Here is a 12,038-nt window from a genome sequence, read left to right as displayed (position 1 = left end):
CTCCGCGACCGCTCACCCCCCGGCGGCGACATCGAAGGAGCACGAATGCCCGGCACCCCGCTGCACCAGATCCTCGCCGACCACGCCGACGCCGTCCGGACGGCCTGGCTGAGCGCCGTCGCCGACGAGCTGCGCGGCCGCACGTCCCGCGGCGAGCTGGAGCGCGAGCAGTCCGACATCTTCGACGCCCTCGTCGACGGGCTCGCCCAGGGCGCGACCTCGCTCGACCACCCGGCGTTCGACCAGCTGCGCGGCACCCTCTCCGACGTCTCCTCGGCGCGCGCCCGCCTCGGCTTCACGCCGCGAGAGACCGCCGTGGCCGTGTTCGCCCTCAAGGAGGGCCTGTACGTGCTGGACGCGCAGGTGCGCGACGACGTCAGCCCGCTGCTGCGGCTCGTCGACGCCCTCGGCCTGTTCACGTTCGAGTCGTTCGCCGCGGCCCGCGAGTCGATCATCGCGGAGCAGGCGGAACAGCTCCTCGAGCTGTCGACCCCGGTGGTGAAGCTGTGGGACGGCATCGTGGCGGTCCCGCTGGTCGGCACGCTCGACTCGGCCCGCACCCAGGTCGTCATGGAGAAGCTGCTCAACACCCTCGTCGAGACGGGCAGCGACCACGCCATCATCGACATCACCGGGGTGCCGGCGGTCGACACCCAGGTCGCGCAGCACCTGCTCAAGACGGTCGTCGCGGCCCGGCTCATGGGCGCGGAGTGCACGATCAGCGGCATCCGCCCGCAGATCGCCCAGACGATCGTGGCGCTCGGCATCGAGTTCGGGGACATCAGCACCCGTGCCTCGCTCGCCGACGCGCTGGTCGACGCGCTGCGGAGCCGGGCGTCCACCCGGAACGAGGTGCTCGCGTGAACGACGGCGTGCCGATCCTCAAGATCGGCTCCACCCTGCTCGTGTCCATCCAGGTCGACCTGCAGGACGACACCGCCCTGCGCCTCCAGGAGGACCTGGCCGAGCGCATCACCCGCACCGGCGCGCGCGGCGTGATCATCGACATCTCCGGCCTGGAGATCGTCGACAGCTTCATCGGCCGGATGCTCGCCTCGGTCGCGTCGATCTCCCGCGTGCTCGACGCGCAGACGGTCGTCGTCGGGATGCGGCCCGCCGTCGCGATCACGATGGTGGAGCTGGGGCTGTCCCTCGGCGGCGTCCGCACCGCGCTCGACGTGGACCGCGGGCTCGCACTGCTCGCCCCCACGCAGGACTCCGCCGCCGACGTGCTCCTCGCCGCCGCCGAACGCAGGTCCGGATGACCGCCCTGCCGTCCGTCACGCAGCTGCCGGTCCGCACGGACTCGGACGTCGTGCGTGTCCGCCAGCTGGTGCGCACCGTCGCCCAGCAGGCGCGGCTGTCCCTCGTGGACCAGACCAAGCTCGTCACGGCGGCCAGCGAGCTCGCCCGCAACACGCTGATCCACGGCGGCGGGGGCGTCGCGGAGATCGAGCACGTGTCCGACGGCCGTCGCGACGGCGTGCGCGCCGTCTTCGCCGACTCCGGTCCGGGCATCCCCGACCTCGACCTCGCCCTGACCGACGGCTGGACCAGCGGCAGCGGGCTCGGGCTGGGCCTGTCGGGCTCCCGGCGCCTCGTGGAGCACTTCGAGATCGACACGACGCCGGGCGTGGGCACGCGCGTCGTCATCACGGCCTGGTCCCGATGACGGGCGTGGTGGACCCCGAGTCCCCGCTGAGCGTCCTCGACAACGGTGCCTGGTACACCATCGACCACCCGTCGGCGGTGGGCGGGGTGCGCCGTGCGGCGTCCACGACGGCGCTGCACCTGGGCATGTCCCCCTCCCGCGCGGCCGAGGTCAGCCTCGTCGTCACCGAGCTGGCGACGAACCAGGTCCGGCACGCGGGCTCGGGCTCCGTGCTGCTGCGGGTGCGCCGCACCGGCCTGGAGGCGGCGCTCGAGGTCCTCGCGGTCGACGCCGGACCGGGCATGCGCGACGTCTCCGCGGCGATGCTCGACGGTGTCTCGTCCGGCGGCACCCTCGGCATCGGCCTCGGCACGCTCGTGCGGCTCACCACCGCGTGGGACGCGTGGTCGGCGCCCGGCCGGGGCACGGCCGTCGCCGCGGTGTTCGCCGTCTCGGGCCCGGCCCCGGAACCGGCCGTGCCGACGGGGATCACCCGCGCGATGACCGGGCAGACGGTCTGCGGCGACGGGTGGGCCTGGCGCGAGGACGACGGCACGACGACGCTGATGGTCTCGGACGGGCTCGGGCACGGCCCGCTCGCCGCAGCGGCGTCGCACGCGGCCGTCCGGGCGTTCCACGACGGACCCGGCGGCACGCCCCGCGCCCTGCTGGGGCGCGTGCACGACGCCCTGCGCGGCACCCGGGGCGCCGCGGTCGCGATCGTCCAGCGGTCCGGGGACACGCTCCGGCACGCCGGCGTCGGCAACGTCGCCGGGACGCTGCACGGCACCCGCTCCCGGTCGCTCCTCAGCAACCCGGGCATCGCGGGGTCGCACGCGTCGACGATCCAGGAGACGTCGTACCCGCTCGGTCCGGACGACGTCGTCACCCTGTCCAGCGACGGCCTGACGGACCGGGTCAGCATGGCCGACTACCCGGGGCTCGCCACTCGCACGCCGCTGGTGGTGGCGGGCGTCCTGCTGCGCGACTTCGGGGTGCGCCGCGACGACGCCTGCCTCGCCGTGCTCCCCGCCCGGGGGCAGCCGTGACGACGGTGCTGCTCGTGACCCGCCTGGCGGGCGACACCGACCTGCTGGCCCTGCGCCGGTCGGGCCGGGAGGCCGCGCGTGCGCTCGGTCTGGACCCCCACGCCCAGGTGCGGCTGGCGACGGCGCTGTCCGAGGTGGGCCGCGCGGCGCTGCCCGGCGGGCCGGTCGACGTGCAGCTCGCCGTGGTGCCGCGGGGGGCGGCGCCCCTGCTGCGCGCGGAGCTGGTCGCGTCGGCGCCGCTCGCCGTCCACGGCGCCGCAGCGGACGGGGGCGTGCCCGCCGCGGCCCGGCTGGTGGACGTCCTCGACGTGACGGACGACCGACGCACGGTCACGCTCGGCATGGCCCTCGCACCGGGGGCCCGCACGGACGACCTGGCGGACCTGCGCGGCACGCTCGGCCTGGGGCACGACGGGGGCGCCCTCGACGAGCTCCGCGCCCGGCACGCGGAGCTGCTGCGGGCCCACGACGAGCTGCGGGCGCAGCGGGACGAGCTGCGGCGGCTGAACTCCACCCTGGCGCGCGCACAGGCGGACGCGCAGGCGATGTACGCCCAGCTCTCCGCCGAGCTGGAGGAGACCAACTCGGGCGTGGTCGCGCTCTACGGCGAGCTGGACGAGCGAGGGCGCGAGCTCGCTGCGGCGAACGAGGCGAAGTCACGGTTCCTGCGCAACGTCAGCCACGAGCTGCGCACGCCCGTGAACTCGATCATCGGGCTCACCTCCCTGCTCGCGGAGTCGCGGCTCGACGCAGCGCAGGCCGACCAGGTCGGGTTCCTCGCGGACAGCGCGGGCACCCTGCTGACGCTGGTGGACGAGCTGCTGGAGCTCGCCCGCGCCGAGGCCGGGCACCTGGACGTGCAGCCCGCCCCCGTCGACCTCGCCGCGCTGTTCGACGAGCTCCGCGGCACCACCGCGCCGCTGGTGCGCGACGGCGTCGAGCTGGTCGTGGACGACCCCGCAGGCGTCGCGCTCGTCACCGACCGGCGGCTCGTCGCGCGGATCGCGCGCAACCTGCTGACCAACGCGGTGAAGTTCACCGAGCGGGGGGCGGTGCGGCTGCGGGCGGCCACCGTGGACGGCCAGGTCGTCCTCACCGTGCAGGACTCCGGGGTCGGCATCCCCGCCGAGCACCTGGAGGACGTCTTCGAGGAGTTCGTCCAGGTGCCCAACCACCTCCAGCCGGGTGCGCGCGGCACCGGCCTGGGCCTGCCGTACGCGCGGCGCGTGGCCGAGGCGCTCGGCGGCACCCTCGTCGCGGCGTCGACGCCGGGCCGGGGCAGCACGTTCACCCTCACCCTGCCCGCCGGACCCGCCGGACCCGCCGGGGCCGTCGAAGCAGTCGAGGCAGTCGAGGAGCCCGGCACGCTCGGCCACGTGCTCGTCGTCGACGACGACCGCGCGTTCGGTGCCGTCGTGGCGGGCCTGCTGCGCGACGACGCGTCCCGGGTCAGCCTGGCCCACGACGCCGAGCACGCGCTGGCGCTGCTGCGCGACGACCCGGCCGACGCGGTCGCGCTCGACGTCCGGATGCCCGGGACGGACGGCATCACCCTGCTGGCCCGGCTGCGCGCCGAGGTGCCGCGCCTGCCCGCGGTGCTCATGTCGAGCGGCCCCGCGCCCGACCTCCCCGACGATCTCGCCGGGACCCCGTTCCTGCCGAAGGCCCGGCTCGACCGGGCCACCCTCGCGGCGGCGTTCGCCGGACGGACGGCACCATGACGACGACCACGTCCGCAGGCACGCGCACCGTCGTCGTCGTCGACGACACCGCCGCCCACCGCTACGTCATGGCGACGTGGCTGCGCGGGGCCGGGTTCCACGTCGTGGAGGCCGGGACCGGCGCCGAGGCTCTCGCCCTGGTGACCGCCGACACCGACGCCGTCGTGCTGGACGTCAACCTGCCGGACCTCTCCGGCCGGGAGGTCTGCCGTCGCATCAAGGACGCCGAGGCCACCGCCCGCGTGCCCGTGCTGCACGTGTCGGCCACCGACATCGACGCGGCCGCCCGCACGGCAGGCCTCCAGGGCGGGGCCGACGCCTACCTGGCCGAGCCGCTGGACCGCGCCGAGTTCCTCGCGACGCTGGACACCCTGTGCCGCGGGCACGAGCAGGTGCGCGGGATCGGCCGCTCGGCCCGCCGGCTGGAGCTCCTCGGCGAGTCCCTCGTCCGCGTGCACCGGGCCAGCACGTACGAGGAGGCCGTCGACCGGCTCGCCACCGGTGCCGCGACCGTCCTCGAGCGCGGCGCCCTGGCGATGGTCGTCGTCGACCCCACGACCGTCCTGCGGGCGCTGCGCCCCGCCCCCGGCGCACCGCTCGTGCGGGGCACCGGCTCCAGCCCCGTCCTGCCCCCCGGCCCGGCGGGCCCCACCCACTTCCCCGCCGACGCCGTCCCCGAGCCGTGGCAGCGTCTCGCCGACCGGGCGGGGCTCGAGCCGGCGGGCTGGTGGACCGTCTGGCTGCACGACGACGAGGGCGTCCTCGTCGGAGGTCTCGCCCTGTGCGCCGACGACGCGCAGGACGTGTCCGCCGAGGACCGTGCCGCCGTCGAACGGTTCATCGGGGCGGCGTCGGTCGCCCTGGCGAACCTGCGGACGTACACCGAGGAGCACGGCATCGCGATGACGCTGCAGCGGACCATGCTTCCGGCGCGCCTCGGCGAGCACCCCGGCCTCGACGTCGCCGCCCGCTACGTGGCCTCCGACGCCCGTCTCGACGTCGGCGGCGACTTCTACGACGCGTTCGACCTGCCCGACGGCCGCGTCGCCGTCGTCATCGGCGACGTCCAGGGGCACTCCCTGCGCGCCGCGACCGTCATGGCGGAGGTGCGTCTCACCCTGCGCGCCTACCTGCGCGAGGGCCACACCGCCGAGCGCGCCCTGCACCTGCTCAACGAGACGCTCCGCGCCGACCACCGCGAGATGGCCACCCTGTGCCTGTGCCTGGTGGACCCGGGCACGGGCGCCGCCGAGGTCACCGACGCCGGCCACCTGCCCGCCCTCCTCGTGCGCGCCGACGGCACCGTCGAGACGGTCAAGCGGTCGTCGCGGCTCCTCGGCCTGCCCAGTCCCGACGAGCGCGCGCCCGCCGAGGTCGTGCTCGCGCCCGGCGACCAGCTGCTGCTCGTCACCGACGGGCTGATCGAGCGCCGGGAGAGCACCCTGCGGGACGGCCTCGACCGGCTCGCCACCGCCGCCGCCGCGACGGCGGGACAGGAGCCCGACGACGTCTGCCACGCCCTGCTCGCACGCTTCGACGACGTGCGGGACGACGACGTCGCCATCGTCGTGGCCCGCCGCACGCCCCGGGGTCAGGAGCCCGTCGGCACCTCGCCGGTGACGTCGTCGTAGGCCTTCGCACCGGGTCCGGCGACCGGCCGGTAGATCAGCCGCACCGCCCCCCGGGGCAGCGCCTCGGCCGACACGAGGTCGAACGCGCGCGAGACGTCGTCGTCGGCGAAAAGCCGCAGGCGCGACCCGCCGCCCGTGGCGGGGTGCAGCAGCAGGCGCAGCTCGTCGAGCAGCCCGGCCGCGAGGAGCTGGCGCACCACGCTCACCGAGCCCGGGATCAGCACCTTGCCGACCTCCCCGGTCTCCTTCAGCTCTCGGACGTGCCCCACGACGTCGTCCGTGGCCTCGACGTTCCGCCACCCGAGGTCACCCCCGGCGCGCGTCGCGACGACCTTGCGCAGGTCGCCGAGCACCGCGGCGAACGCGGCGTCCTCGCCGCCCGCGGCCTCCCGCTCCGGCCAGGCGCCCGCGAAGCTGTCGTACGTGACCCTCCCGAGCAGCAGGACGTCCGTCCCGGCGTAGTCGTCGCCGACGGCCGCGCCCATCTGCTCGTCGAAGTACGGGAAGTGCCACACCTCGTCCGGCTCGACGACACCGTCGAGCGCGACGAACAGGGTGGAGACGACGCTGGTCATGGTGGTTCCTTCCGTCGGTTCGTGCACTGCCGACCGGTCCGCGGACCGGAACTCATCGCACCCGCTCCGAGCGCTCGGTAGGGTCGTCGCCGTGCCGCCCCTCGATCCGCGGGCCGTCCTCGCCGGCCGTCCCACGGCGCGCCCGTCCGTCGGCGTCGTCGTGACCGTCGCGGCGTCGTCGGTGTGCCTCGCCGTCGCGCTCGCCCTCATGCTGCACGACGGCGCGTCCGGTGTCGCGACGTCCGTCGTGCTGGCCCTCGCGCCGCTGCCCCTGCTGCTCGCCGGCGTGCTCGCGCTGGACCGGCTGGAGCCGGAACCTCCCGACGCCCTCGTCGCGGCCTTCGCGTGGGGCGCCGGGGTCTCCGTGCTGCTCGCCCTGCTCGTCAACACCGCCGGCCTCGAGCTGTGGACGCCGCTGCTCGGCGTGGAGGGCGGCACGTACGCCACCGTCTCGCTGGTGGCGCCGGTCGTGGAGGAGCTCGTCAAGGGCACGGTGCTCGTGGGGCTGCTGTGGTTCCGCCGCCACGAGCTCAACGGCCCCACCGACGGGATCATCTACGGCTCGATGGTCGGCCTCGGGTTCGCCACCGTCGAGAACATCAGCTACTACGCGTTCGCCGCCCCCGGCACCCTGGCGTGGACGTTCGTGGTGCGCGGCGTCGTGTCGCCGCTGCTGCACCCCCTGTGCACGTCGCTCGTCGGCGTCGGGGTGGCGGCCGCCGCCCTGCGTCCTCGGGGTGCCGGCCGGGCCCGGCCGGTGGTCGCCGGGTTCGCGGGCGCCATCGGCCTGCACGCCCTGTGGAACGCGTCCACCGGGTTCGGTCTCGGCGGGCTGCTCGTGGCGTACGTGGCCGGCGCCGCGGTGCTCGTCGTGCTGGGCGTGGTGCTGCACCGGGACCGGCTGCGCATCGTCGGCCTCGTGCGCACCTACCTGCCGCCCTACGAGCCCACCGGCGTCGTCACGCCCGCCGACGTCCGCATGCTGTCGACGCTGCGCGCCCGCCGGCAGGCGCGCGAGCGGGTCCGGGCCCGCCTCGGCCGCGGTCCGGCGCGCGCCCTGGCCGACTACCAGCAGGCCGCCACCGAGCTCGCGATGCTGCACCGCCGCTACGACCTCGGCGTCGTCGAGCTGCCCGCATTCACCGCCCGTCGCGACCCCCTGCTGCTCCTCATGGCCCACGCCCGGGCCGTCTTCGCCCGCTGACCCGCCCGCCCGCACGGCCGCCGAGCGTCTCTGAAAGTCCCGCATCCGGCGCTGATGCGAGACGTTCAGAGACGCTCGGCGCGAGATCAGACGCCGAGGAATTCCGCGACGCGCTCCGACGACGGCGCGGAGGTCAGCTCGTCGCGCGTCCCCACCTGGAGCAGCCGCCCGGCGTCCATGACGGCGACGCGGTCGGCCACGGTGAACGCCTCGGCGTGGTCGTGGGTGACGAACAGCGCCGTCGTCCCGGTGTCCCGCAACGTGGCGCGGACGTCGAGGGCGAGCCGTTCCCGCAGCTGCCGGTCCAGCGCGGACAGCGGCTCGTCGAGCAGCAGCAGCCGCGGGCGCGGGGCGAGGGACCGAGCGAGGGCGACGCGCTGCCGCTGCCCGCCGGAGAGGGTCGTGACGGCGCGGCGCGCGAACCCGGCCAGGCCGACGGCGTCGAGCAGCTCGGCCACCCGCACGTCGCGCTCGGCCCGCGGCACCCCGAGCACCTCCAGGCCGTAGGCGACGTTGCGGCCCACGTCCCGGTGCGGGAACAGCTGGCCGTCCTGGAACAGCAGCCCGAACCCGCGCCGGTGCACGGGCACCCCGGCGAGGTCCTCGCCGTCGAACGCGACCGTTCCCCCGGCGGGCGGCTCCAGGCCCGCGACGGCGCGCAGCAGGGACGACTTCCCGCAACCGCTCGGCCCGAGGAGCGCGACCACCTCCCCGGCCGCGACGTCGAGGGAGACGCCGTCCACCGCCGTCGTGCCGGGACCCCGGCGGGCCGCGTACCGCACGACGAGGTCGCGCACGGACAGGCCCGCACCACCGGTCGTCCGCGTCATCAGAACTCCCCTCCGCCGGCGTCCCCGCGGAGACGCTCGGCCACCATCATGACGCTCGCGGTGAGCACGGCCAGCACCACGGACGCCGCGAGCGCCATCCCGTAGTTCTCGGCCCCGGGCAGGCCGATGAGCCGGTAGATCACGACGGGCAGGGTGGCGGTGTCGGGGCGGGCGAGGAACGACGTCGCGCCGAACTCCCCCAGCGACACCGCGAACGCGAACCCGACGGCGAGGCCCAGCGACCGGGCCGCGAGCGGCACGTCGACCGTGCGCAGCACCCGGCCGGGCGACCCGCCGAGGGTGGCGGCGGCCTCGCGCAGGCGCGGGTCGATCGCGCGCAGCACGGGCAGCACGGTCCGCACGACGAGCGGGATCGCGACGACGGCCTGGGCGATCGGGACGAGCAGGCCGGAGGTGCGCAGGTCGACGTCGAACCCGAGCGGCTCGTCGAGGGTGAGCAGGAACCCGAACCCGACGGTCACGGCGGACACCCCCAGCGGCAGCATGAACACGGCGTCGAGGCCTCCGACGGCGCGGCGCAGGCCGGGTGAGCGCGGGCGGCGGGACACGACGAGCGCCACCAGGCCGCCCACGAGGACGGCGATCGCCGCGGCGAGCAGGGCGGTGCGCAGCGAGTTGCCGAGCGCCTCCCACACGGTGACGGACAGGGCGTTGCGCCCGCCCGTGGTGCCGAGGGCGACGTAGTTGTCGATCCCCCACGACCCGTCGGGCGCCCGGAACGAGCGCGCGACCAGGCCCGCGAGCGGGAGCACGAGGAGGCCCGCGACGACGACACCGGTCACGACGGTCGGGACGACGTCCGCCGCGGTGGCGCGCCAGCGGTGCGCCGCCGAGCGGTCGCTCGTCAGGTGCAGCGCCGCCTCGCGGCGCGCCCGCAGCCGCGAGCTGACGACCAGGACCGCCGTCACGACGACGAGCTGCAGGACGCTGAGCACCGCCGCCGAGCGCAGGTCGAGGAACTGGGTGGTGCGGATCCAGATCTCCGTCTCGATCGTGCCGTAGCGCATCCCGCCGAGCACCAGCACCACCCCGAACGCGGTGGCGCAGAACAGGAACACGACGGCGGCGGCCGACGCGATCGCGGGTCCGAGCGCCGGCAGCGTCACGGTGCGGAACGCCCGCCACGGCGTCGCCCCCAGGGCGCGGGCGGCTTCCTCGGCCCGCGGGTCGAGGCGCTCCCACAGCCCGCCCACGGTGCGCACCACCACCGAGTAGTTGAAGAACACCAGGGCGGCGACGATCGCGACGAAGCTCTCCTCGAGCCCGAGGAACCCGAGCGGGCCGTCCGGGGCGAGCACGGAGCGGAACGCCACGCCGACGACGACGGTCGGCAGCACGAACGGGACCGTCACCAGCCCGCGCGCGAGCGCCCGCCCGGGGAACCGGCACCGGTACAGCACGTACGCGCCGGGCACCCCGAGCAGCACGCTGAGCGCGGTGCCCGCCGACGCCTGGGCGAGCGTCTGCCCGACCACCCGCCAGGTCCTCTCCTGCGAGAGCACCTCCACGAACCCCGACAGGTCCACCTCGCGCCCGCCGGCGCCGTCGTCCACCAGGAAGCCCTGGCCGACGAGCGTCAGCACCGGCCACGCGAAGAAGACCCCGAGGAACAGCAGCGGGACGCCCGCGGCGAGGCCCCAGCCCAGCCACGCGCCGGTCCCCGGGCGGGGCGTCCGTCCCACCCGGGGGCGGCGGCGCCGTGCGTCCGCACCGAGGGCGTCAGCCGATGACGGCGGTCGTCCACTGCTGGATCCACTCGTCGCGGTGCGCGGCGACGTCGGCCGGTGCGATCTCGAGCGGCTCGGCCGACTGCGGGGCGAACTGCTCCCACTCGGCGGGCAGCTCGACGGTGGCGTCGGCCGGGTACATGTACATGTTCGCCGGGACGTCCGACTGCACCTCGGCCGAGGCGAGGAAGTCGACGAGCGCCTTCGCGCCGTCCGGGTTGTCCGTGCCCGCGAGGACGCCCGCGTACTCGACCTGCCGGAAGCACGTGTCGAGCAGCGCGGCCGTCGTCGTCGCGTCGCCCTCCTCCGTCACCGTGAAGGCGGGCGACGTCGCGTACGACAGCACGATCGGACGTGCCCCGCCCTCCCCGGCGCCGGAGAAGTCGACGTAGTACGCGTCGGACCAGCCCTCGGTGACCTTGAGGCCGTTCGCGGCGAGGTCCTCCCAGTACGGCACCCAGCCGTCCTCGCCGAACTCCGCGACGGTGGCGAGCAGCATCGCGAAGCCGGGCGACGACGTCGCCGGGTTCGCCACGACCGTGAGGTCCCGGTAGGCGGGGTCGAGGAGGTCCTCGAACGTCGCGGGCGGCTCCACGCCCTCCGCCTCGAACCAGGCGGTGTCGACGTTCAGGCAGACGTCGCCCTCGTCGATCGGCGTCAGGCCTTCCAGCCCGTCACCGACCAGCGCCGTGACCGACGGGTCGATGTCCGCCGGCGTGTACGGCTCGAACACCCCGGCCTCCACCGCACGGGACGCGAACGTGTTGTCGACGCCGAACACGACGTCGCCCAGCGGCGAGTCCGCCGTGAGGACGAGCTGGTTGACGAGCGTTCCCGCGTCACCGGCGGCGACGTGCTCGACCGTCAGCCCGGTCTCCTGCTCGAACGACTCCAGCAGGCCGTCACTCAGGGCGAACGAGTCGTGCGTGACCAGCGTGACCGTCCCGGCGAGTTGCGCCTCGCCCGTCGGGCTGCCCGACGACGTCGCCTCCCCCGGGGCGTCGTCCCCCGAGCATGCCGCGAGCAGCGGCAGCAGCCCCACGACGGCGGCCGTGGCGACGGCGCGGCGGGTCCGGATGGTCATGTGTCCTCCTCAGACGTGCGGGAGGGGGTCCGTCGCCCGCCGGTACCGGCGGTCGACGGGATCGAGAAGCCCGACTTCCTCCACCGGTGCTAACCGGATCAGGTTCGAGGGTCTGCGGTGGTCCGCACTCTCAGCGCCGCACGGCGCTCCCCTGTCGTTCCCTGAGAGCCTACCCCTCGCGCACGCTACGGTGGACACGTCCGCCCGTCCGGCCCGCGGACGCACGCCGATCTTGAGGAGAACCGTGGATCTCGACCACAACGAACCGTCCCTCGCACTGAAGGTCGGGACGGTCGCGGCGACGTTCGCCGCCGGCTGGATCGCCCAGAAGCTGATCAAGATCGTGTGGGAGAAGGCCACGGGCAACGACGCGCCCATCGACCTCGACGCCGACGACATCCCCGTCGTCCAGGCGATCGTCTTCGCCGCCGTGACCGGCGGCGTGGCCGTCCTCGCCCGGCGGCTGGCCCGGCAGGGCGTCGCGAAGGCCGTCGACCGCCGCGCGCAGAAGGTGTCGGTGGTCTGACCGACGCCGCCCGGTCCGG

At 75.3% G+C, this 12,038-nt stretch carries 12 protein-coding genes and 1 riboswitch; of the genes, 8 read left to right on the top strand and 4 right to left on the bottom strand.

Going from position 1 to position 12,038, the window contains the following annotated elements; genetic code table 11:
- Positions 1 to 45: 45 nt before the first annotated feature.
- From I598_RS13915 to I598_RS13890, 6 genes are read left to right on the top strand one after another with little or no spacing between them, the layout of a single operon-like run.
- Positions 46 to 864, top strand: coding sequence for an STAS domain-containing protein (locus I598_RS13915; protein ID WP_068203464.1), 819 nt, complete (start codon positions 46 to 48; stop codon positions 862 to 864).
- The gene (locus tag I598_RS13910) at positions 861 to 1,265 is read left to right on the top strand and encodes an STAS domain-containing protein (protein WP_068203463.1); all 405 of its coding nucleotides are present in this window, start codon (positions 861 to 863) and stop codon (positions 1,263 to 1,265) included. The genes I598_RS13915 and I598_RS13910 overlap by 4 nt, the downstream gene beginning before the upstream one ends.
- Positions 1,262 to 1,672 (top strand): ATP-binding protein, encoded by a 411-nt coding sequence (locus tag I598_RS13905; protein WP_068203462.1) that lies wholly within the window; start codon positions 1,262 to 1,264, stop codon positions 1,670 to 1,672. The genes I598_RS13910 and I598_RS13905 overlap by 4 nt, the downstream gene beginning before the upstream one ends.
- A complete protein-coding gene (locus tag I598_RS13900; protein WP_068203461.1) occupies positions 1,669 to 2,700 on the top strand; it encodes an ATP-binding protein in 1,032 nt (343 codons plus the stop codon). The genes I598_RS13905 and I598_RS13900 overlap by 4 nt, the downstream gene beginning before the upstream one ends.
- Positions 2,697 to 4,421, top strand: coding sequence for an ATP-binding protein (locus I598_RS13895; RefSeq protein ID WP_083973326.1), 1,725 nt, complete (start codon positions 2,697 to 2,699; stop codon positions 4,419 to 4,421). Before I598_RS13900 ends, I598_RS13895 begins: the two co-directional genes overlap by 4 nt.
- Positions 4,418 to 6,052: a fused response regulator/phosphatase gene (locus I598_RS13890; protein WP_068203460.1), complete on the top strand. Its 1,635-nt coding sequence runs from the start codon at positions 4,418 to 4,420 to the stop codon at positions 6,050 to 6,052. Before I598_RS13895 ends, I598_RS13890 begins: the two co-directional genes overlap by 4 nt.
- Here I598_RS13890 and I598_RS13885 read toward each other — a convergent pair.
- Entirely contained in the window at positions 6,013 to 6,627 is a 615-nt protein-coding gene (locus tag I598_RS13885) for a dihydrofolate reductase family protein (RefSeq protein ID WP_068203459.1), read from the bottom strand. The two genes, I598_RS13890 and I598_RS13885, sit on opposite strands and share 40 nt — an antisense overlap.
- 91 nt (positions 6,628 to 6,718) lie before the next feature.
- Here I598_RS13885 and I598_RS13880 point away from each other — a divergent pair, with 91 nt between their 5' ends.
- A complete protein-coding gene (locus I598_RS13880; RefSeq protein WP_068203458.1) occupies positions 6,719 to 7,831 on the top strand; it encodes a PrsW family intramembrane metalloprotease in 1,113 nt (370 codons plus the stop codon).
- Positions 7,832 to 7,917: 86 nt separating this feature from the next.
- Here I598_RS13880 and I598_RS13875 read toward each other — a convergent pair whose 3' ends face one another.
- Genes I598_RS13875 through I598_RS13865 form a run of 3 tightly spaced genes read right to left on the bottom strand, consistent with a single transcriptional unit; the run spans position 7,918 to position 11,493 of the window.
- Positions 7,918 to 8,661 carry an ABC transporter ATP-binding protein gene (locus I598_RS13875; protein WP_068203457.1) on the bottom strand — a complete coding sequence of 248 codons (744 nt, stop codon included), beginning with the start codon at positions 8,659 to 8,661 and terminating at the stop codon, positions 7,918 to 7,920.
- Positions 8,661 to 10,364: an ABC transporter permease gene (locus tag I598_RS13870; protein WP_068203456.1), complete on the bottom strand. Its 1,704-nt coding sequence runs from the start codon at positions 10,362 to 10,364 to the stop codon at positions 8,661 to 8,663. The genes I598_RS13875 and I598_RS13870 overlap by 1 nt, the downstream gene beginning before the upstream one ends.
- Before the next feature lie 37 nt (positions 10,365 to 10,401).
- Complete coding sequence (locus I598_RS13865; protein ID WP_068203455.1) at positions 10,402 to 11,493, bottom strand: thiamine ABC transporter substrate-binding protein; 1,092 nt, start codon at positions 11,491 to 11,493, stop codon at positions 10,402 to 10,404.
- A gap of 58 nt (positions 11,494 to 11,551) precedes the next feature.
- A riboswitch (TPP riboswitch) is annotated at positions 11,552 to 11,656 on the bottom strand.
- Between the two features lie 81 nt (positions 11,657 to 11,737).
- On the opposite strand from I598_RS13865, the gene I598_RS13860 reads away from it, so the two are divergent.
- Positions 11,738 to 12,019, top strand: a complete 282-nt coding sequence (locus I598_RS13860) for a DUF4235 domain-containing protein (protein WP_068203454.1) — start codon at positions 11,738 to 11,740, stop codon at positions 12,017 to 12,019.
- Positions 12,020 to 12,038: the final 19 nt, after the last annotated feature.

Origin of the sequence: Isoptericola dokdonensis DS-3, from assembly GCF_001636295.1 — a bacterium.
GTDB lineage: Bacteria > Actinomycetota > Actinomycetes > Actinomycetales > Cellulomonadaceae > Isoptericola > Isoptericola dokdonensis.
This window is presented reverse-complemented; position numbering and strand designations above follow the sequence as displayed.

Coding starts and splice junctions, on each gene's coding strand:
- I598_RS13915 (WP_068203464.1), top strand. CDS start 46: ATGCCCGGCACCCCGCTGCACCAGATCCTCGCCGACCACGCCGACGCC.
- I598_RS13875 (WP_068203457.1), bottom strand. CDS start 8,661: ATGACGCGGACGACCGGTGGTGCGGGCCTGTCCGTGCGCGACCTCGTC.
- I598_RS13865 (WP_068203455.1), bottom strand. CDS start 11,493: ATGACCATCCGGACCCGCCGCGCCGTCGCCACGGCCGCCGTCGTGGGG.
- I598_RS13905 (WP_068203462.1), top strand. CDS start 1,262: ATGACCGCCCTGCCGTCCGTCACGCAGCTGCCGGTCCGCACGGACTCG.
- I598_RS13890 (WP_068203460.1), top strand. CDS start 4,418: ATGACGACGACCACGTCCGCAGGCACGCGCACCGTCGTCGTCGTCGAC.
- I598_RS13885 (WP_068203459.1), bottom strand. CDS start 6,627: ATGACCAGCGTCGTCTCCACCCTGTTCGTCGCGCTCGACGGTGTCGTC.
- I598_RS13900 (WP_068203461.1), top strand. CDS start 1,669: ATGACGGGCGTGGTGGACCCCGAGTCCCCGCTGAGCGTCCTCGACAAC.